At 43.4% G+C, this 20,785-nt stretch carries 23 protein-coding genes; 12 read left to right on the top strand and 11 right to left on the bottom strand.

The window, feature by feature from the left end; translation table 11 throughout:
• Window positions 1–36: 36 nt before the first annotated feature.
• On the bottom strand, window positions 37–285 hold the full coding sequence (locus B5D54_RS01150) for a DUF1289 domain-containing protein (RefSeq protein WP_078924639.1): 249 nt from the start codon (window positions 283–285) through the stop codon (window positions 37–39).
• A 152-nt stretch (window positions 286–437) separates the two neighbouring features.
• Between B5D54_RS01150 and B5D54_RS01145 the strand changes: the two genes are divergently transcribed.
• Window positions 438–881 (top strand): META domain-containing protein, encoded by a 444-nt coding sequence (locus B5D54_RS01145; protein WP_078924638.1) that lies wholly within the window; start codon window positions 438–440, stop codon window positions 879–881.
• Between the two features lie 191 nt (window positions 882–1,072).
• Here the strand turns inward: B5D54_RS01145 and B5D54_RS01140 are convergent, their stop codons facing one another.
• From B5D54_RS01140 to B5D54_RS01130, 3 genes are all read right to left on the bottom strand, one after another.
• Complete coding sequence (locus B5D54_RS01140) at window positions 1,073–2,005, bottom strand: class I SAM-dependent methyltransferase (RefSeq protein ID WP_078924637.1); 933 nt, start codon at window positions 2,003–2,005, stop codon at window positions 1,073–1,075.
• Window positions 2,006–2,008: 3 nt separating this feature from the next.
• Window positions 2,009–2,707 carry a TIGR01621 family pseudouridine synthase gene (locus B5D54_RS01135; RefSeq protein ID WP_078924636.1) on the bottom strand — a complete coding sequence of 233 codons (699 nt, stop codon included), beginning with the start codon at window positions 2,705–2,707 and terminating at the stop codon, window positions 2,009–2,011.
• A 127-nt stretch (window positions 2,708–2,834) separates the two neighbouring features.
• Entirely contained in the window at window positions 2,835–4,169 is a 1,335-nt protein-coding gene (locus B5D54_RS01130) for a sodium-dependent transporter (protein WP_078924635.1), read from the bottom strand.
• Window positions 4,170–4,506: 337 nt separating this feature from the next.
• On the opposite strand from B5D54_RS01130, the gene cls reads away from it, so the two are divergent.
• Together cls and B5D54_RS01120 are read left to right on the top strand one after the other, a co-directional pair.
• Window positions 4,507–5,961, top strand: coding sequence for a cardiolipin synthase (cls, locus tag B5D54_RS01125; RefSeq protein WP_078924634.1), 1,455 nt, complete (start codon window positions 4,507–4,509; stop codon window positions 5,959–5,961).
• A 105-nt stretch (window positions 5,962–6,066) separates the two neighbouring features.
• Entirely contained in the window at window positions 6,067–7,266 is a 1,200-nt protein-coding gene (locus tag B5D54_RS01120; protein ID WP_078924633.1) for a cystathionine beta-lyase, read from the top strand.
• Window positions 7,267–7,364: 98 nt separating this feature from the next.
• Here the strand turns inward: B5D54_RS01120 and B5D54_RS01115 are convergent, their stop codons facing one another.
• The 4 genes from B5D54_RS01115 to pspA form a co-directional block, all read right to left on the bottom strand.
• Complete coding sequence (locus tag B5D54_RS01115; protein WP_078924632.1) at window positions 7,365–7,922, bottom strand: DNA-3-methyladenine glycosylase I; 558 nt, start codon at window positions 7,920–7,922, stop codon at window positions 7,365–7,367.
• 25 nt (window positions 7,923–7,947) lie between these two features.
• On the bottom strand, window positions 7,948–8,337 hold the full coding sequence (gene pspC / locus B5D54_RS01110; RefSeq protein ID WP_078924631.1) for an envelope stress response membrane protein PspC: 390 nt from the start codon (window positions 8,335–8,337) through the stop codon (window positions 7,948–7,950).
• The gene (gene pspB / locus B5D54_RS01105; RefSeq protein WP_078924630.1) at window positions 8,324–8,563 is read right to left on the bottom strand and encodes an envelope stress response membrane protein PspB; all 240 of its coding nucleotides are present in this window, start codon (window positions 8,561–8,563) and stop codon (window positions 8,324–8,326) included. The genes pspC and pspB overlap by 14 nt, the downstream gene beginning before the upstream one ends.
• Window positions 8,564–8,635: 72 nt before the next feature.
• Window positions 8,636–9,301: a phage shock protein PspA gene (gene pspA, locus B5D54_RS01100; protein WP_078924629.1), complete on the bottom strand. Its 666-nt coding sequence runs from the start codon at window positions 9,299–9,301 to the stop codon at window positions 8,636–8,638.
• A 223-nt stretch (window positions 9,302–9,524) separates the two neighbouring features.
• On the opposite strand from pspA, the gene pspF reads away from it, so the two are divergent.
• The 6 genes from pspF (at window position 9,525) to B5D54_RS01070 (ending at window position 15,908) form a co-directional block, all read left to right on the top strand.
• Window positions 9,525–10,535: a phage shock protein operon transcriptional activator gene (gene pspF / locus B5D54_RS01095; RefSeq protein ID WP_078924628.1), complete on the top strand. Its 1,011-nt coding sequence runs from the start codon at window positions 9,525–9,527 to the stop codon at window positions 10,533–10,535.
• Window positions 10,536–10,669: 134 nt separating this feature from the next.
• Window positions 10,670–12,292, top strand: coding sequence for an ABC transporter substrate-binding protein (locus tag B5D54_RS01090; protein WP_078924627.1), 1,623 nt, complete (start codon window positions 10,670–10,672; stop codon window positions 12,290–12,292).
• Window positions 12,292–13,254, top strand: coding sequence for an ABC transporter permease (locus B5D54_RS01085; protein ID WP_078924626.1), 963 nt, complete (start codon window positions 12,292–12,294; stop codon window positions 13,252–13,254). The genes B5D54_RS01090 and B5D54_RS01085 overlap by 1 nt, the downstream gene beginning before the upstream one ends.
• Entirely contained in the window at window positions 13,241–14,128 is an 888-nt protein-coding gene (sapC, locus tag B5D54_RS01080; RefSeq protein WP_078924625.1) for a putrescine export ABC transporter permease SapC, read from the top strand. The genes B5D54_RS01085 and sapC overlap by 14 nt, the downstream gene beginning before the upstream one ends.
• The gene (locus tag B5D54_RS01075; protein WP_078924624.1) at window positions 14,128–15,117 is read left to right on the top strand and encodes a peptide ABC transporter ATP-binding protein; all 990 of its coding nucleotides are present in this window, start codon (window positions 14,128–14,130) and stop codon (window positions 15,115–15,117) included. The genes sapC and B5D54_RS01075 overlap by 1 nt, the downstream gene beginning before the upstream one ends.
• Before the next feature lie 2 nt (window positions 15,118–15,119).
• Complete coding sequence (locus B5D54_RS01070) at window positions 15,120–15,908, top strand: peptide ABC transporter ATP-binding protein (protein WP_078924623.1); 789 nt, start codon at window positions 15,120–15,122, stop codon at window positions 15,906–15,908.
• Window positions 15,909–15,967: 59 nt separating this feature from the next.
• Here the strand turns inward: B5D54_RS01070 and B5D54_RS01065 are convergent, their stop codons facing one another.
• The 3 genes from B5D54_RS01065 to focA form a co-directional block, all read right to left on the bottom strand.
• On the bottom strand, window positions 15,968–16,357 hold the full coding sequence (locus B5D54_RS01065; protein ID WP_078924622.1) for a DUF2750 domain-containing protein: 390 nt from the start codon (window positions 16,355–16,357) through the stop codon (window positions 15,968–15,970).
• 49 nt (window positions 16,358–16,406) lie between these two features.
• On the bottom strand, window positions 16,407–17,312 hold the full coding sequence (locus B5D54_RS01060; RefSeq protein WP_078924621.1) for a manganese-dependent inorganic pyrophosphatase: 906 nt from the start codon (window positions 17,310–17,312) through the stop codon (window positions 16,407–16,409).
• A 535-nt stretch (window positions 17,313–17,847) separates the two neighbouring features.
• The gene (focA, locus tag B5D54_RS01055; RefSeq protein ID WP_078924620.1) at window positions 17,848–18,690 is read right to left on the bottom strand and encodes a formate transporter FocA; all 843 of its coding nucleotides are present in this window, start codon (window positions 18,688–18,690) and stop codon (window positions 17,848–17,850) included.
• Between the two features lie 257 nt (window positions 18,691–18,947).
• On the opposite strand from focA, the gene B5D54_RS01050 reads away from it, so the two are divergent.
• The 3 genes from B5D54_RS01050 to B5D54_RS01040 all read left to right on the top strand — a co-directional run bounded on the left by B5D54_RS01050 (window position 18,948) and on the right by B5D54_RS01040 (window position 20,748).
• Window positions 18,948–19,184 carry a TIGR02647 family protein gene (locus B5D54_RS01050; protein ID WP_078924619.1) on the top strand — a complete coding sequence of 79 codons (237 nt, stop codon included), beginning with the start codon at window positions 18,948–18,950 and terminating at the stop codon, window positions 19,182–19,184.
• A 108-nt stretch (window positions 19,185–19,292) separates the two neighbouring features.
• Window positions 19,293–20,123, top strand: a complete 831-nt coding sequence (locus B5D54_RS01045; RefSeq protein ID WP_078924618.1) for an NAD(P)H-binding protein — start codon at window positions 19,293–19,295, stop codon at window positions 20,121–20,123.
• Entirely contained in the window at window positions 20,116–20,748 is a 633-nt protein-coding gene (locus B5D54_RS01040) for a YdcF family protein (RefSeq protein WP_078924617.1), read from the top strand. Before B5D54_RS01045 ends, B5D54_RS01040 begins: the two co-directional genes overlap by 8 nt.
• Window positions 20,749–20,785 lie beyond the last annotated feature (37 nt).

Here is a 20,785-nt window from a genome sequence, read left to right as displayed (position 1 = left end):
AATGAGATCGTTGGTATCAATTCTTGTGGTGAACATTCAAAATAATTCATTTTGAGGCTCATCAACCTCAGTGTTGGGTAGGTCTTCTGTTTTGTTGATGCGTTTTTTACGCTGATAGCGTTGACGACAAAGACGAATAACATGTAATTGCTGAGCTGGGGTCATCTCTAGCCAAGTAAAGCGCTCGTCTCTTTTTCGCATACAGCCTTGGCAATACCCTTTATCATCGGTTACACAGATGCCAACACACGGACTCGGAATGGGGAAAAACTCTAGTTGCTCCATAGAGGCTCCTTATCGTTTCCTTTTAGCGAATAAATGGTAATGAATCATGGTAGTGTAAATGAATGCCTTGAAAAATCTATGACTCAGCCCTGACAGAAACAGTGTTTTATTAACTATACTAACGGCGTTTTCCATAGTGGGAGTATTGATAAATGAAGCTTAGTTCAAAAACCTTATTGGCGGCAATGACACTACCTATCCTTGTGACAGCATGTGTGAGCAATGGTGACCAAATGCAAGTAACGGCAGACGATTTACAACACCATCATTGGCAATTAACGCATATTGATGGTCAAGAATGGGTTAAGAGTGAGCATTATAATGCCCCTCGCCTTGAAATCGGTGAAAAAATGATGGCAAGTGGCAATGCAGGTTGCAATAACTTTTTTGGTCAAGCTGAGCTAAAAAATAATCAGTTCCGCATTGAAAAAATGGGTATGACCATGAAAATGTGCATTGGTGATGTGATGGATACTGAGCAGGCGGTTTCCCAATCATTATCTGATTGGAGTGAGGTGACAGTTTCAGAAAACACCTTAACCCTAAAAAATGATGTTCATACGCTGACCTTTACCCTACGCGATTGGGTTCAATAACATTCAGTATGGCAGCGAATTAACGCTGCCATTCCTCCGCTCTACCTTGTCTTTCTTAACCTTATTATTCAAATTTCAAACATCGTTCGCTGTATTCATCAGCGCCTTTTCCTCGGTTTCCATACTAAACGATCCCATGACAGACAAGCATCCCTACTCTGCACGGACTGCCAAGCAATAAGGTGAAAACATCAACTAAAGACGAGGGCTTTTAATGATGCTTCATGATCAATATCAGCAAACTCCGGCGGGTTCTCTAATCGGTATTGAAAGCTCAGTTGTGGCGCTTCTTGCTTCATCCCATCAATTAAAAAGTCACAGCTGACCATCGGCGAGTTAACACACGCTAGTACTTGTCCATGTTCAGCCAATAACTCAGGCAAACGGCGTAATATGCGCTGATAATCTTTTGTCAGTGCAAAACTGCCTTTTTGGAACGAAGGGGGATCGATAATAATCAAATCATAAGGACCTGAATGGGTAATTTTTCGCCATGATTTAAAAATGTCGTACCCCAAGAAACTTACTTGATTTAGATTATGTCCATTCAGCTTATGATTTTCCCGACCTTTGGCCAGTGATCCTCTCGCCATATCGACATTGACCACCTTATCCGCCCCACCCGAAATTGCCGCAACGGAAAACCCACAGGTATAAGCAAAAAGATTTAATACGTTTTTCTGTTTGGCTTGGTCACGAACCCACTCTCGGCCTAACCGCATATCTAAAAACAACCCCATATTTTGGTTAGTTCCAACGGTCAACTGATACGATAAACCGTTTTCCTGCACAATAGGATGCGTATCTAACTCACCGACAATCACCTGTGAAGGAGCCCCATTAGTATACCGGTGCTGTAATAACACGCACTGCCCTGCTTTTTCTTGCCACAAAGGGGAATCCACCAATGCCACTAAGCCTTGTGTTAAGGCCTCTAAATATTCCGTATCCACTTCTTTGTACAGTGTCACCACCAGTTGACCTTGTAACCAATCTGCAGTTAATTGCTCAAGCCCTGTCCATTTCCGGCCTCGTCCATGAAACAAACGACGAACTTCATTGGGAGCCATTGCAAGTTGATGATTTAATTCTGTAAAAAATTCTTTTAATGCTGTGATATTCATAAATTATTCATTAGATAGTGAAGGCCAAATCAATAGCCAAGGTGTCAGCCAAGTATCAATACCTTGACTCACTGACGGATGGTTCCATTTTTCACCGAGATGCTTGTTTTGTCTGGGATCGCAGACAAATTCAAAACGCTCCTCTTGATACGAAAAACGCAAAGCAAACGCATGTAAATACCCTCGATCGGCTTGACTACTGGGACTATAGATAGGATCACCAATAATCGCTGCACCAATCGACTTTAAAGCCACTCGAATTTGATGGGTTTTACCCGTATGAGGTTTACACAAAAATAATCGCTCACCGGGTTGCGCAGGCAAAGAGAAAAACTGTGTTCTGGCTGGATTTTCCTGAGAAGTTAATAATTTCCAACTCGCCCGACGTGACCGCTGCATGTCACCACTGATCAAGCCCTGCTTTTTTTTCGGCTTACTGCTGCCTATCGCTAAATAAAATTTTTCCACCGCTCGCTGGGCAAATGCCAGTGACAGTAATCGAGCCGCTTCAGAGTTACGAGCCAGCAATAAAAGGCCTGATGTCATTTTATCCAGTCGATGAACTAAATAGAGTTGACTATCTCCACTTTGTTTGGCGACTTCTTGCAACAACATCACCTCTCCATCATCTTTATGAACCGATACATTGGGATGCTTAATGATCACTAAAAAATCATGGTGTGTGTAGAGAATGTCAAACATGATGCCCTCTCAAATAGGCCGCATTATACAGAAAACTTCCTCTCCATCCTCAATAAATCCGGGGAGGATAAAACAGTAAAACCGCCATTTGTGGCGGTTTTACTGTTGTTCACTTTAATAATACAACTTACGCAAAGAAGACCATCAGCATTAAAACGGGGCAAACAATACGAACATAAATAGGCCAAATTTTCCAAAACCAGCTATGTTCAATTTCTGGGTAACCTTGTTTTAGCTCTGTCAAAATCTGATTACGATTCCAGATCCACCCCACGATAAGAGTAATTAATAAAGCAATAATTGGTTGAGAATAAACGGTCGTAACCTGAATCACCAACCCAAATAGACTCGAGAAATTAAAGACCACCACACCTGAAACCAAAGTCACTAAACCGCCTATCCATAACACTGCGGTGGTTCGAGTTTGTTGTAACTCTTCGATAGCGCACGCCACTGGCACTTCCAACATAGAGATAGAGGATGTCAACGCGGCGATAATCATTAATAAAAAGAAGACTAAACCAATGATGGCACCAACCGTCCCCATGGTTTCAAACATGGCAGGTAATACGGTGAAAACTAACGTATCAGAATTGAGTAATTCACCCGATGACGAAAATATTTCAACCCCATTATGCTTAGCGACAAACATGGCGGGTAAAATCATGAGTCCAGCCACAAAAGCTACGCCGGTATCCAGCAATGCCACTTGCGCAGCGGTTTTAGGCAAATTAGCTTCTTTTTTCAGATAAGAACCGTAGGTGGTCATTACACAAACCCCTAACGAAAGCGAGAAGAAAGCTTGCCCCATGGCACTGACCACTAACTTAGGGGTTAGATGTGAAATATCAGGCACTAAATACATCTTCAGGCCATCCCATGCACCTTCTTGCGTAAAAATATAGGCGGTCAGTAAACCAAAAAGAATAAACAGTAGTGGCATTAAACGAGTGGACCACTTTTCAATACCGTTGGCCACCCCATTACGGACCACAACGATGGTCAGAATCATAAAGGCCACCATCAAAATCAAATTGCGTTCCGTCGTAAAACTGGTTAACCAATGGCTCGCCGTTTGCATTCCAAGTAAATCAAAACCACTACCAAACAATGAACCGACCAGCCACCCCGCGACTATGGCGTAAAAGCTTAAGATTAATGAAACCACAATCATGCCGACAATACCCAAGAGTATTGCTCCCGCCTTTCCTTGCGGCCATGCTGCTCTAAACGAACGAATGGGGTTTGATTGCCCATAACGGCCAATCGTTAGCTCGGCCACTAGCATTGGAAATGCCAGTAAAAAGACCATCAGTAAATAGACAATCAGAAATACCGCGCCACCATTGCTGGCAGCTTGTGTGGGGAACCCCCATACATTACCAAGCCCAACCGCGGAACCCGCTGCGGCCATGATAAAACCAAATCGTGAAGAGAATTGGCCTCGAGAACTACTCGCCATTGTCTTTGTACCACTAGATTGTATTAATGTTTACAGTGCAGACTTGGCTGTATACATATCTGTACAGTTATAGAAAAACCAAGTCACACCAAGAGGGGTAGCAAGTAGAACAGTTTCAGCATAAAATTGGAAGGCCAGACTTGTTAATTTTGAGGCTTACTACGCCTTTTGTAGATTATTTGATGCTTTTATCAGCGAATGTCTTTTATATTCGTCTTAACATGTCCGAATTAACCCCGTTTTATGCGATTTCCGTTTCATATCCAACGCTTCCCCTTTCTTATCTGATGCTTTCCCTTTACTATCCCCACTGACAATCATAGGTATCAATGTGGATATGGATAAGATTTATCATTTTTTTACCCTCGCAGGCATTGTCATTTATTGGTTATTGGTTGCGGGTATAACGTTACGAGTGGTCCTGAAACGTAGAGCGGTGAGTGTTTCTCTCGCTTGGTTGATGGTGATTTACATTCTCCCCATCGTCGGGATTTTGTGTTACTTCCTGTTCGGTGAGCTCAATTTAGGTCGCAAGCGCGCAGAACGAGCAAAAGAAATGTTTAAACCCTTTGGCGAATGGTTCTTAAATCTGAATGATTGCCAAGCCCATTTACCCGAAACCATGGGTGCCCATATCTATAAAATTGATAAGCTCTGTAATCACCGAATGGGCATTCCTGCGCTCAGTGGTAATACCTTATCATTGCAAAACTCTCCCAATGAAATTTTGCATTCCATTATTGAAGATATTGAGCAAGCTCAGCACAACATCCGCATGGAATTTTATATCTGGAATCCTGGGGGGTTAGCCGATGCCGTGGGCTCTGCGTTAATTCAAGCCGCTAAGCGAGGTGTGGATGTTAAGCTATTACTCGACTCCGCAGGTAGCCCTCGTTTTTTCCGCAGCCACTGGTATCAAATGATGCGATCTGCGGGGATTCATGTGGTGCAAGCATTAGAAGTCAGCCCTTGGCGTATTTTTTTACGTCGATTAGATTTACGTCAGCACAGAAAGATTATCGTGATTGACGATAGTATTGCCTATACGGGTTCCATGAATATGGTTGACCCCGCTTTTTTTAAACAAGATTCGGGAGTAGGTCAATGGATAGATATCATGGTCCGTATTACAGGACCAACCGTGAATGTTCTATCTGCGATTCATTGTTGGGATTGGGAAGTTGAAACCGGCGCTCGCATGTTACCCAATATTCCTGAGTGCCAGCTGGATGTCACTATTCCACAACACCCTGTGCAAGTCGTACCTTCCGGGCCGGGAATGCCTGAAAATCTGATTTCCCAAGTATTGATCTTAGCGATCAACCAAGCCAATGAATCGGTTCGGATCACCACCCCTTATTTTGTCCCTAGTGCTGATTTATTAGCAACCTTAAAGATGACGGCACAGCGTGGCGTAAAAGTCGAATTGATCATCCCTCAAAAAAATGACTCTTTGATGGTACAGTGGGCCTCACGAGCATTTTATGGTGAACTGCTCCAAGCTGGCGTAACCATTCATGAATTTCATGGTGGCTTACTGCATACCAAATCGGTTGTCATAGACCGACAGTTCTGTTTAGTGGGTACCGTTAACTTAGACATGCGGAGTTTATGGCTTAACTTTGAGGTGACTTTAGCCGTTGATGATGAGGAATTTACTCAGCAACTATACTGGCAGCAAGAAAACTACATTAAACAATCACAAGAAGTTAACTATCCACTTTGGGAAGAACGCTCACTCGGCCACCGCTTTTTAGAGCGCCTGTTTTACCTCTTCAATCCATTACTTTAACTTTTCTCTAAGCCATTCGGCTAGAACAAAACCTAGCTTGGGGGTTGATTGATCGCCCCCTCCATGTTTTAAATAACATCTTCATCATTCAGACAAGGACAATTCATGTCAGAAGGCAAAAAAACTCAGCTTGTCACCGCTGGGCGCAATAAGAAATGGACACAAGGCGCGGTTAACCCACCAGTACAACGCGCTTCAACTGTTGTATTTGATAGTGTCGCTGAAAAACAGCATGCCACCATAAACCGAGCGAATAAAACACTGTTTTATGGTCGCCGAGGAACCACCACCCATTTTGCTTTCCAAGAAGCGATGACCGAAATTGAAGGGGGAGCCGGATGTGCGCTCTACCCTTGTGGGGCGGCGGCTATCAGTAATGCGCTTCTTTCCTTTGTTCAGTCTGGTGATCACTTGTTAATGGTCGATACCTGCTATGAACCGACACGTGATTTCTGTAATACCATCTTAAAAAAATTTGGCGTGGAAACCACCTATTATGATCCCATGATAGGAGACGACCTCCATACCTTAATCCAGCCGAACACCAAAGTACTATTTACTGAATCGCCCGGTTCTATCACGATGGAAGTACAAGACATTCCCACCTTAGCGCGTATCGCTCATGAACACGGCATCATTGTTATGATGGATAATACTTGGGCTGCTGGGGTTAACTTTTCAGCCTTAGAATATGGGGTAGATATTTCTATTCAAGCGGCCACAAAATACATCGTTGGGCACTCCGATGTCATGCTGGGTACCGCAGTGGCTAAAGCCCCTTTCTGGGATCAACTCCGTGAGCAGAGTTACTTAATGGGCCAATGTATTTCACCTGATGATGCTTACCTTGGCCTACGCGGGTTAAGAACGTTAGATGTCCGATTGCGCCAACATGAACAAAACAGCCTGAAAATAGCACAGTGGTTAGCACAACACCCACTGGTGGATCATGTTCGTCACCCTGCACTAGAGAGTTGCCCTGGGCATGAATATTTCCAACGAGACTTTACCGGTGGTAATGGTTTATTTTCTGTGGTGTTAAAAACCAGCGATCCACGAGCAACAACGGCCCTGCTCGATGGCATGCAGCACTTTAGCATGGGTTATTCATGGGGCGGTTTTGAAAGCCTGATTTTAGCTAATGAGCCAAAAAGTTTTGATAGCTTACGTACGGTGGCTAAGCCCCATTTCACGGGAACGCTCATTCGTTTGCATATTGGATTAGAAGATATCGATGACTTGATCACCGATCTCGAGCAAGGGTTGGCTCGTTATCAAGCACTCTTAGGCAAACAAGAGGGATAACGGTGCTGGCTGACCACACCGAAAAAGAGTCCCCGATACGGCTTTAACCACTATTACGAAAATCATCGACTAAGAGCGCTACAGCGCTCTTAGTCGTACTATCGATGCGGGCAATGCAACAAATGATCATTGACCATCCCTACGGCCTGCATAAAGGCATAGCAAATGGTTGGGCCGACAAATTTAAACCCTTTCTGCTTTAAGAATTTACTCATTGCCTGAGATTCTTCACTCGTGCTAGGAATTTGCCCCCCATCCTGCCACTGATTTAAGATTGGGGCCCCACCAACAAACGACCACAATACCTGACTTAACGATCCATATTCAGCTTGTAATGCCAGCGCCGCTCGCGCATTAGAAAAAACCGAGCTAATTTTACCCCGATGCTTCACCACATCAAATTGAGCAATGATGGCATCAATCTGTGAGTCATCATAACGGGCCAAAACCGCGAGATCATAATCTGAAAATGCTTGCCGATACCCTTCTCGTTTCTTCAGGATAGTCAACCAACTGAGCCCTGCTTGTGCGCCTTCCAGCGTTAAAAACTCAAACAAGATACGATCATCATAAACAGGTTTTCCCCACTCAGTATCATGGTAAATCCGGTCAAGAGGATGTGTGATCGTCCACGCACAGATCATCAGTTGATTCATGAGAAACCCTCTATTTTAGCATCCATTACAATTGGCGAAATCGACGATGAACAGTAAAGGTTTCAGAAGTCACATAAGCCTCCATCACTCGAACCTTCTGTTCCAGCTGCTTTAGATCCATCTCTAAGGTGGCGAGAATACGTTGTGCATTTTCTCCTTGCATCCACGCCTTATCTTTCAAAGTATGTGAACGCATCGAGCGCAACGCATCGCTATATTGAGGAGGCTGTTTTTCTAGCATCAACGAAAGGGCGATGTAAGCGATCAACACCAAAGCAAAACCACCTAGCAGTGCCACCGTAATGACAAGAATACGTACTAGCCACACCTCTAAACCAAAGAAATTCGCAAAACCGGCACAAACACCGGAGACTTTACCATTAACCGGATCTCGATACAGTTCACGATGATTCATATTGTCCTCTCCAAGTAGGGGCTTCCTTATCTAGAATTTTCTCTAATATTTCTACCCGCTGTTGTAGCCCTTTTGCTTGTTCCGATAAGGTTTGTAATTGTTGATACTCTTCTTCAGACAAGCCACTCTCTGCTTTACGTTTGCTCCGATAATGCAACAGTAGCCATAAGGGGGCCACAAAGATGAGAAAAACCACCAAAGGTCCCGCGATAAACAATGAGGCCATAATTGATTCCTATTCACTGGATGTTCGATAACATCCATAATACTGCCAAAGTCGACTCTACTCTGAATAATGTTATTCTGATTCTAACTGCTGTTTAAGCTTTGCCAATTCTTTATCAATCTCATCTTGAGCCTGTAATTCAGCAAATTCTTGATCTAATGAACGCCCTATATTTGACTGCGCATAAAGATCCGCTTCTGCTTCCAACTCATCAACTTTCCTAGAGTATTGAGCAAATTTTGCCAAGGCTTCATCACTACGATTCGTATGCAAATGGCGCTGTACACTGCGACGATTACTGGCCGTTTGGCTGCGAATGGCTAAAGCCTGCTGCTTTGCCCGCGTCTCGGTGATTTTACTTTCCAGCTTAGCAATTTCATCTGTGAGTTTCTCAATTGTTTCACTGACTAAACATTGCTCACTGTGTACACTTTGCAAAACATGCTGTAATTTTTGTTTTTCGATCAGCGCTGACCGTGCCAAATCTTCCCGCTGTTTGGTCAAGGCTAACGTGGCTTTTTCTTGCCAATCGGTCAATAGCCTTTCCATGGTTTCTCTCTTGCGTTCTAACTCTTTTTTATCCGCCATCGCTTTCGCAGAATGGGTTCTCACCTCAACCAAGGTCTCTTCCATTTCTTGAATAATCAGCCGAATCATTTTTTCTGGGTCTTCGGCTCTATCGAGTAATGCACTGATATTAGAATTAATAATATCGGCAAATCGGGAAAAAATACCCATAACACACTCCTTTAGATAAACATAAGTCCATACCGTGATAGATCCCAAATAAACCGATGGGGAATCGATTCTATAAGAGATACTTGAACCATTTTCAATAACCATGCCATCTTTTTTCTCATTATTTTTCAATGCATTATCATTTTCACATTCCTTTACCTTGGTTATGCTATGATGAAAATTACCAATAATTGGTTTAATTCACCGACTCAAGGAATCGCTCATGCAACAACACAGTTTACTTGGTGAATCCCCAGCTTTTCTCGCAGTGCTGGATAAAGTCTCTCGCTTAGCGCCGATTGAACGTCCCGTACTGATTGTTGGTGAACGAGGAACAGGCAAGGAATTGATCGCTCAGCGGTTGCACTATTTATCTAGGCGCTGGGAGCATCCTTTAGTCACGTTAAATTGCTCCACATTAAGTGAAGGATTGATAGACTCTGAATTATTTGGACATGAGTCGGGAGCGTTTACCGGAGCAAAACATCAACATCAAGGTCGCTTTGAACGAGCAGAAGGAGGCTCTCTCTTTCTTGATGAACTCGCTACCGCCCCTCTCGCCGTGCAGGAAAAACTACTGCGTGTTATTGAATATGGACAATATGAACGGGTTGGTGGCAGTCGATCCTTGAATGCCAATGTTCGCATCATTTGTGCGACTAACGAGAACCTACCAAACCTTGCTCAACAAGGACGATTCCGTGCCGATTTATTAGATAGACTCGCCTTTGATGTGATCGCTTTACCCCCTCTTCGTCAACGAAAAGAAGATATTTTATTACTGGCAGAGACCTTTGCGATGAGAATGTGTCGAGAATTATCGCTCCCTGTCTTTGTTGGGTTTACTGAACACGCTCAACAGCAATTGTGCCAATACCTTTGGCCAGGCAATGTTCGTGAACTTAAAAATGTGATTGAACGGACCGTTTATCAACATGGGCAAACACCAACACCCATCCACGCGTTAATTTTTGACCCATTTATGGAAGCCAACGCTATGGCAGAAAACGGGGTTACCCATTCAAACCTTAGCCAAGAAACAAGGGAAACCTTTTCTCTTCCCCTAAACTACAAACAGTGGCAGGCCGAACAAGATACATCATTACTGCAACAAGCACTCAAACGTGCTCAATTTAATCAGCGACAAGCAGCACAATTACTGGGATTGAGCTATGATCAATTCCGTGGCATGGTACGAAAGTATCAATTACTTTCATCAGAAAAGCATGACTAACCTCAGGGGGACAGACCAATGATTCATCATCTGACCTTTTCATTTGGCCTTGTTCGGTAAAGAATGGTAAATTAAGCGGATTTTGAGGCACAAGCTATCTTGCTTAGCCTTGCTGTTCGCAGATATACATCATTATGAACTCTTTATTACGCTTAACTTTCGGATTATGTGGTCTCGCTTTACTTGTGGGCTGTGGTGAAAGTATTGATCATAAAAAAATTCGCCAGTCCGGGTTTGTATACTGTGGTCAAAGTAACCTTACAACCTTTAACCCTCAATTGGTCGACAGTGGTATCACCTCTGAAACATTAAGCCCTCAGCTCTACGATACGTTACTGACTTTAAATCCAAAAACCTACCTCCCACAGCCCAGTTTAGCCTCTCATTGGGAGGTAAAAAATCATGGTCTTGAGTACACATTTACTCTCCGAGAAAATATTCAATTTCAATCGACCGCATGGTTTACACCAAGCCGTCCACTGAATGCAGAAGATGTGGTTTTCAGTTTCCGTCGAATTATCGATCCTTCTCATCCTTTCCATTCAGTCAGCAATGCCAGTTATCCTTGGTTCAGCAGCCTAGATTTTTCTGGGCTTGTCAAAGAAGTGAAAGCTCTCGATGAGCAAACCGTCACATTTACGCTCAATCGTCCGGATAATACCTTCCTCGCTAATATTGCCACACCGTATGCGGTTATCCTCTCGGCGGAATATGCACAACAGCGACAATTGCGCAATCAACATTCAATGATCGATAGTCACCCAGTAGGAACTGGGCCATTTTATTTAGATGAATATCGCCCAAGAGATGCCATTAGGTTACGCCGTCACCCTCGTTATTGGAATACCCCTGCTCAAATGAGCCAAGTTGTCTTGGATATATCACAAAGAGGAACAGGCGCATTGGCTAAATTATTACGAAATGAATGTGATGTGCTGGTTGCTCCGATTGCAAGTCAAATTCCAACCATTAAAGCCCATTCAGATCTGATTCTTGATGCCAGCTCGGCCATGAATGTGGCGTTTATTGCAGTCAATACACAACGCCCGATTCTGAAAGACAGACGCGTTCGTAACGCATTAAATTTTGCTATCAATCGAGATAAAATCTTAGACTCTGTGTATTACAATACCGGAAGTATTGCTTACAATATTCTCCCGCCTTCCTCTTGGGCATACCAAGAAGATAACATTCAAGTTCGTTATGATCGCAATTATGCCTTATCACTTCTCAAAGAAGCCGGGGTTCATTCTGGACTCGAATTGACGATGTCCGTTCCTCTCGAACCCAAAGTCTATAATCCTAGCCCTAGGAAAACCGCAGAATTAATCCAAACAAACTTGGCAGAAATTGGTATACATCTACATTTAATTTGGGAAGAACGCTCTGATAGAGGGGAGTTTTTTGAACACCCTAATGTTGACTTATCTTTAACCGGTTGGTCTGGCGCCACCAGTGATCCTGATAATTTTCTGCGTTCTCTGCTTTCGTGTGATGCAAAGCAAGCAGGGTTGAATGTGGCGCAATGGTGCCATACTGAGTTTGATTTTTTACTCAACTTAGCTTTGGAAACCGAGTCGCCTCGTTATAGACAAAATCTTTATACACAAGCGCAAAACATCTTAAATCAAGAATTTCCTGTCATCCCTTTGACGCATGGAAAACAGTTTAAGGCTTATCACAAATCGCTCACCGGATTTTCTCTTAGTCCTTTTAGTAGCCAGCCTTTTCATACCATAGAGAGGATCAGTGAATAATGTTTAATTACACGTTGCGCCGCTTAAATCTCTTTGTCATCACTTTACTCATATTAACGTTCGTTGGGTATGCGTTACTACGGCTTGAACCTCAGTCACCCCTTGCCCATCAACCGTATTGGACAGGCTGGTTCGCCTATTTAAATCAATTAATGAACTTAAATTTTGGTGTGAATAAAAGTGGAACGCCTATTTTTGAAGAACTGCTTTTTGTTTTTCCTGCCACATTAGAGCTTTGCTTCGTTGCTTTCCTCTTATCTTTATTGATTGGTATCCCACTGGGGACTCTCGCTGGCATGAAACAAGGAAAATGGGCCGATACTATTATTTCATTTACTTCCATGTCAGGGTACTCTGCTCCCATTTTTTGGGTCGCATTGATGATGATTATGGTCTTCTCTCTGCACTATGAAATATTTCCCGTGGCAGGGCGTTATGACTTACTTTACCAAGTTAAACCCATAACAGGATTTGCCTTGATTGATGCCTTTCTTGCTCAAGGCCCCTATCGTAGCCATGCATTACAAAGTGTGATTGAACATATGGTTTTACCTTGCCTCGTCTTGGCTTTAGCCCCCACCACACAAATTGTTGGTTTAATGCGCGCTTCCGTTGCCGATATTATGAATGAGAACTACATTCGTGCCGCTCGAATTAAGGGCCTTTCTTACTATCGGATCATCACTCAACATGTGTTACGAAATGCCATTCCTCCGATTATTCCTAAATTTGGTGTGCAATTATCCAGTATGCTTACTCTCGCTATTATTACCGAGTCTATTTTTAATTGGCCGGGGATTGGCCGCTGGTTACTCGATGCGCTTGCCAATAAAGATTACGTATCTATCCAAGCCGGTGTGATGGTTGTAGGAGCACTGGTGTTAACGGCCAGTATCCTCTCTGATTTAATCGGCACCATTGTGAATCCTCTAGTAAGGAAGGAGTGGTATGCTAACCAATAATATTTATCAAGAAGAGCATATCCCAAGCCAATTTGAACGCTTTTGGCGCAGTTATAAAGCCAATAAACTTGCCATGTTTGGTCTGTGGTGTTTGTTGATCATTTTGGTGCTCACCCTAACCTCGTATTGGATAACGCCTCATCATCCTCATATCCCTTCTGGGGAGCTATTAATGCCACCCTCATGGGACCCTTCTGGAACCGTACAATACTTTCTTGGAACCGATGACTTTGGCCGCGATATTTTATCTCGCTTAGTCGATGGTTCACGCATTACCTTTGGGGCGGCCTTATTCATCACTTTCATTGCGACTGTCATTGGTTGTATCATCGGAACCTTAGCCGGAATGACCAAAGGGCTGCTTTCTAGTACGTTAAATCATTTACTAGACACCGTCATGTCCATCCCTTCCCTCCTGTTGGCCATCATTTTTGTGGCATTTTTGGGGGCAGGAGAATTCAATATCATGCTTGCCATCTGTCTGGCATTAATCCCTCGTTTTATTCGTTCTGTATACATTGCGGTCCATAATGAAATTGAAAAAGATTATATTATGGCGGCGCGTCTCGATGGCGCAACCGATGTCTATTTACTCAGATCATCCATTCTGCCTAATATTTTATCCGTCATTGCCGCAGAAGTGACGATGGCATTATCTATTGCTATTTTAGATATTTCCGCATTAGGCTTTTTAGGCCTTGGCGCTCAATCACCCAGCACAGAGTGGGGAACAATGTTAGGCGACTCTGTTGAACTGATTTACCTTGCCCCTTGGACCGTTACCCTACCTGGTATGGCGATTATGTTTACTGTCGTTATGATAAACTTGGTAGGTGAAGGCGTTCGCCAAGCACTGAATGCGGGAGTCGAATAATGCCCTTACTTGATATTCGCCATCTCACGATTGAAATTGATACCCCACAAGGTATCGTAAAAGCCGTTGACCGGATGAGTTTAACCATGAACGAAGGTGAAATTCGTGGTTTAGTCGGTGAGTCGGGCTCAGGGAAAAGCTTAGTCGCCAAAGCGATTGTCGGTGTGAGCAAAGATAATTGGCGTATCAGTGCCGATCGATTGCGACTTGGCAATATTGATTTATTGCAACTGACCCCTAGGGAACGCCGCCGAGTCATCGCTCGTGATATTGCCATGATCTTTCAAGAGCCTTCTACCTGTCTTGATCCGTCTGAAAAAATTGGTGAGCAATTAATCGAATCTATCCCTTCTCGAACCTTTGAAGGGCGTTGGTGGCAACGCTTTACTTGGCGAAAAAAACAAGCTATAGCCTTGCTGCATAAAGTGGGGATCAAAGATCACCGACGCATTATGGGCAGCTACCCTTATGAAATGACGGATGGGGAGTGTCAAAAAGTGATGATCGCCATGGCGATCGCGGCCAAACCTAAACTGTTGATTGCCGATGAACCCACGAATGATTTAGACCCCATTACTCAATCACAGATTTTACGCCTACTCAGCCGTATGAATCAGGTTAACAATACTTCGATTTTGCTGATTGGTCATGATTTAACCACCATTACCCAGTGGGCGACTCGAATTACGGTTATGTATTGCGGTCAATCGGTTGAATCGGCGGATACTCAAAAAATCATGACCGAGCCCAAGCACCCTTATACGGTTGCCTTGCTCAAAGCGATGCCTGATTTTAGCGACTGGATACCCCATAAACAGAAATTACAGTCCTTACCGGGCTCGATTCCCCCACTTCAGCACTTGCCTATTGGTTGTCGACTTGGCCCCCGTTGCCCTTACGCACAGCGACAATGTGTAGAAGTACCCGCAACTCGCTGGGTTAAAAGTCATAAATTTGCCTGCCATTTTCCACTCAATATGGAGCCGTAGCCATGAGTGCATCACTACTAGAAGTCCATCAATTATCTAAAGACTTTATCACTCGTTCTGGCTTATTCCGAAAAAAAATTCAACATGCGGTAAAGCCCGTCAGCTTTTGTTTAGAAGCAGGGCAAACCATTGGTTTTATTGGTCAAAATGGCTCTGGGAAATCAACCCTTGCTCGAATGCTCGCGGGAATGGTCGAACCCACTAACGGGGAAATATTGGTCAATGGGGAGCAACTGGAACATAAAGATTACGCCACACGTTGCAAATTGATTCGGATGATTTTTCAAGACCCCAATACCTCGCTAAATCCTCGCCTACAAATAGGACGAATTTTAGAAGGACCACTCAAGCGTAATACCAATATGACACCGGAAGCCCGAATGAATCGTGTGAAGGATACACTGCTTCGTGTAGGTTTATTACCTGAACACGCCTATTTCTACCCACAAATGTTGGCAACGGGTCAAAAACAACGGGTGTGTTTAGCTCGAGCGCTCATATTACAACCGTCTATCATTATTGCTGATGAAGCCCTCAATGGCTTAGATATGGCCATGCGTTCACAAATCATCAATCTTTTTCTTGAGCTGCAAGAAGAGATGGGGGTTTCCTTTATTTATGTGTCTCAACACATTGGTATCGTCAAACACATTACCGATAAAGTCATGGTGATGCATGAAGGTGAAGTGGTTGAGTTTGGCGATACTCAGCAAGTCCTTTCTGAGCCTCAGCATCCCATCACTCAGCGAATGATTGAAAGCCACTTTCAAAAAGCCCCCAGTTTTAAATAACGTACAAGTAAAAGAAGGCCCACAGATATCTGTGGGCCTTCTTCGAAATAATTGAGAACTTATCGTACCGATTTCTGTTTTTCAAGCTCAGCATCAAACTCATCAGGGAATAAAACGACGCCCTCTTCCCTATCATTTGGGAAAACAACAACGGACAATTCATCATCAGCCAGTCCCGGGGTCCAGCGGCTACGCCATTGGTTAAGGGGAATCGCCTTCGCTTCACAGTCAGCCCACTCTCCGGTCGCCCAAGCCTGAGCTAATGCTTGATGAGGCCAGACAGGAACACAGTCGTCGTCTTCGGTATTAAGCATTACACACCCGTGTTGATCTGTTAAAATCCACACCTGTTGATGAAGAGCGATCTGCTTAACTGTGTATTTCATCCGTTGCTCTGAATCATCGTGATTAAGTGCTGAAATCTGTTCTGCGCTCAGTGAATCTGTCATGGTTTACTCCCACTGTTTGTCGGTCTGCGATAATACCGTAATTGAATGATTACGCCAGTTCCGTTTGTAACCAAGGCCAACCTTGTTTCTTACGGCTTAAAGTATCATGCATCATTAATACTCCACCTTGCTCATGTTTTACTAATTTTTCTGCCCATTCACCTTTAAAGAGTAAACGTGTTTGTGCCGTTGTAATATCAGTAAGCATCAATGCCGCTAACGCGAAATTTTCTTGATCACAGCGTTGTTGTAAATCTGCTTCCAATTCATCAATCATATCTGCAACCTGATCTAAGGTGGCCAACTCAACTTGACCAACAATCACGTCTCGCCCATTAAAAGGATAGGCTTTAAGATCTTTTTCAACCAATTGGGCGGCGCTTAACCCTTCGATATCCGTTTTAGCGATTAATAGCTGCTGAGTAAAGGCGGCCAAATCATCCACTTCAGCCAACTGAGCTAATTCGGATACCGCTTGCTTATCTTTCTCAGTACAAGTGGGAGAAGCAAAGCCTACCGTGTCTGATAAAATAGCAGACATCATTAACATGGCTAATGAACGAGTAACCGGAACCTGTTCCATCTTGCACAGATTAAAGAGGATGGTGCAGGTACAACCTACAGGCCAGATCCAGGCTTCAAGTGGATTAACGGTCATCACATCGCCGAGGCGATGGTGGTCAATAATCCCTAAAATTTCAGCTTGGTTAAGATCATCTGGTGCTTGTGCGACATCACTATAATCAACGAGCCACACCTTCTCACCCGCTACCGATATGCAAAGTTCAGGAGCTAAAACACCCGCTTGTTCTAAAATGTGCTGAGTTTCTCGGTTCACGTCACCTTGACGAATCGCTTTAGCTGACAGCCCACGAGCCTTAAGGAGCTCTGCGGCAACCAAAGCACTACAAATACTGTCACTATCTGGGTTTTTATGGCCTACGACTAAGATCATTGTTTTTCCTACTAAACATGGCCCACAAAGGGGTTTCAACAAAAAGGCCCAATGTACAAAATTTCATGACGCATACTTAGTGCTACATCAATAAAAGTGCATTTACCTATTAATTTACGTCTGATGTTTCATTCGTATAAGAATCGCTAAGTGAAGAGGCGTTACCCTGGCCTGAAGATGATTAATTATTAATCAATGGGTCATTTTATTTCTATGAATAGAAAACAGCTAGGCAACCAAGAACAAATAGAATGAGAAAAGTTGAAAAAATAACCTTTTTTTTATCTTTATCATCTTTGCTGGGTATTTTTAAAAGAAAAATAGAAGATTAGTGCGGCTTTATCCGATGAAAACATTTCACACTGTTTAAATATGCACCAAATTAGAACTTAATCTTGCACGAAACAAGTGCAACATTAATATAATAAATCATGCAGTTAAGGTTACTCACGGACTTTGAAATAACTTATCCACAGAAAATGTGGATAACAAATGAGTAAAACCGCCAAATTATGACGGTTTTACGCTAGAGCGGTTAATCTTTAAGGTATATCAACCAATACCATATACCAACAAACACACCACCACCGACAATGTTACCTAACGTCACAGGGATAAGGTTATTAACGATGAAATTCGTCATGGTTAAATCAGAAAACTGTGCAATATCAGCCCCTGTCATCAACCAGAAGCTCTCTGGAGCCATGGCTTTAATCCCAATCGCCATCGGAACTTGATACATATTGGCAATACAGTGTTCAAAGCCAGAAGAAACAAACATGGCAACAGGTAAGATCAACACCATGACTTTATCGGTAAGTGAACGCGCACTGAATGTCATCCACACCGCCAAACAGACTAAGATATTACACATTAACCCAAGAGAGAAAGCCTGAAAAAAACGATGGTGTAACTTATGTTCAGCAATGGCCATCGCATTAAGGCCAAGTTGACCACCATCTTCCATAAATTGCTTAGTCGAAAGCATGATAATCACAAGCAAAACAGAGCCACATAAGTTACCGAAGTACACCACTATCCAGTTTTTAACCAATTGTGGCCAAGAGATTTTACCACTGGCTTTCGCTACCAGTGTGAGCACTGAGCTCGTAAACAACTCTCCCCCCGTAATTACCACCAAAATAAGACCTAAGCTAAAGGCTAAGCCACCGATCAATTTGGTAATACCATAAGGGATGTCTTGGGCTCCGGTTGTTACCACGGTATAAAAAATAAAGGCGATACCAATATGTATACCTGCAGAAATAGCGAGTAAAAATGACTTGTATACCGGTTTAGTGGCTTTGCTTTCCCCTGTTACTGCCGCACGTTCAGCCATTTGTGGCGGAAGAAGAGAGTCAAATTGGTTTAGATCCATAGATAATGTTACATTTTGATACACACAAAAGAGTGGCGGATAATCGCTCTATTTCTACGATTATTCAAGGGTTATTCCTCTCGTTTACTAAAAATGTTTTAAAAGAGACACAACAACCAAAAATAGACCATTTTTTCACCAGCCAAATGAGCAAAAAAAACACATAATGGTTCAAGATAACAGTTCTATTCGATAATAATTGCGTCTTCCTGTTTCGCCCCTTATGGTGAAAAGAAATCAACAACAGAGGGTTTACGATGAAGTTTTCACCCCATCACCTTGATGAATTAAACCTGCTACTTCAATTTGATATCAGCAGTGCAGCAACAGGAATCAAGGTTCACACCGATGCGTCAGAAGCAGTCAAAAAGGCCGTTCAACGCCTGTATGATAAAGGGCTATGTACATTACCTGACGGTGGGTATTTAACTCATGAGGGTATCGTGATGGCTGAACAAGCTGACCGAATTTTACAAGTTCTCTCTCATCCTTAACTCTTTCACTCCCCAACTTCCCCAAGTCATTTATGGTGGCTTGGGGTTCTAGCATTTCGCATCTGCACCCTTTAGTATACAAGCACGTTTACTCAAATAAGTCATCTCATGCAACGGATAGCGATTATAGGAGCCGGTTGGTTGGGCCTGCCTCTTGCACAGCATTTACAACAAGCCGGTCACTGGGTGTGTGCTAGCCGAACAAGTCAACCGCGGCTAGAAGAGTTGCAAGCACAAGGTATTACAGGCTTTCTTTGTCAATTACCTCAAGCAAACACACTCGCTGAAACATTGGTTCATTTTCACTGCGATACATTAATTGGCTGCTTTCCTCCCGGTTTTCGCCAAGGCCAAGGCATGCATTATACGGCAAGCTGGCAAACGCTCGTGACTCAAGCAAAGCGGGCAAAGATAAAAAAAATCATCATGGTGAGTTCAACCAGCGTTTACCCCGATCAAGCTCAGGATATGTTGGAATCGGATGCTTCTTGGTTAATCGCCAATCAACACCCTCATTTTTCAGAAAAATCAAAAATGCTATTAACTGCAGAGCAGGCCGTGATCGACAGTGACCTTGATTACACTCTTTTACGATGCAGCGGGTTAATAGGCCCAAATCGCCACCCAGCCCGATTTGCCGCACGTCTTTCCCAAGTCAGTGATTTAGCACCCGCAAATATGCTGCATTTAATCGATGCGATTCGCGCCATTGATTTTTCCATCAACCATTTGACGAATGAAGTGGTGAATGTCACCACACCAAACACGGTAAGCAAGGCCACATTTTATCAAGCCGCACTGAAAGCGGCCAAATCCGAAACGCCTTTACCTCCTTTAGTGCATGTTGCAGATAAACGCATTCTCTGCAGTAAGCTTCTCCAAGCAGGATTTTCTTTTCATTATTCTCACACCTTAGAGGCACTGGACAACAATGAGTAAACCTCTTTATCAGCATTTAGAAACGTTGTGGAAATTTATGCAAATGGGGCACACGCCTCAGCCTGCCGATGTGATTATTGTTCCCGGTAGCAATGATACTCGTGTCGCTGAAGTGGCCTGTCGTCTATATCAACAAGGGCTGGCACCATGGGTACTCTTTTCTGGTAATACCGGCCGTTTTACCCAAGGTTTATTTGATCAAACTGAAGCAGAAACCTTTGCTCAAGTGGCAAAAGACTCTGGTTTACCGAGTCAAGCGATCTTAATCGAACCGAAGGCGACCCATAGCGGTGAAAATGTACGGCTGAGCTATCAGTTACTAAAAGAGAAAGGTGTAAAAGCCGAACGTATTCTGGTCGCACATAAACCGTATATGGAACGCCGAGCCTATGCAACCTTTATGAAACAGTGGCCTGAACCGCTGAAAACACTGCAAGTTACCTCCTCTTCAGACTCGCTGTATGATTATCTCACCGACGAGTTGACCTTAGATTTCGTCATTCAAGCCTTAGTTGAAGATTTTGAACGCATTCAGCACTATCCTGCTCAAGGTTTTCAGATTGAGCAAACGATTCCTGATGATGTGTTGCTTGCCCATCAAGAGCTAAAACCGCTCACTATATAAATGAATTTGGATGGGAAACCCATCCAGATTCAACCAA

Source organism: Vibrio cincinnatiensis DSM 19608 (assembly GCF_900167345.1).
Classification (GTDB): Bacteria; Pseudomonadota; Gammaproteobacteria; order Enterobacterales; family Vibrionaceae; genus Vibrio; species Vibrio cincinnatiensis.
The sequence above is the reverse complement of the archived record's forward strand: the minus strand, read 5'-3'. Positions and strand labels throughout refer to the sequence as shown.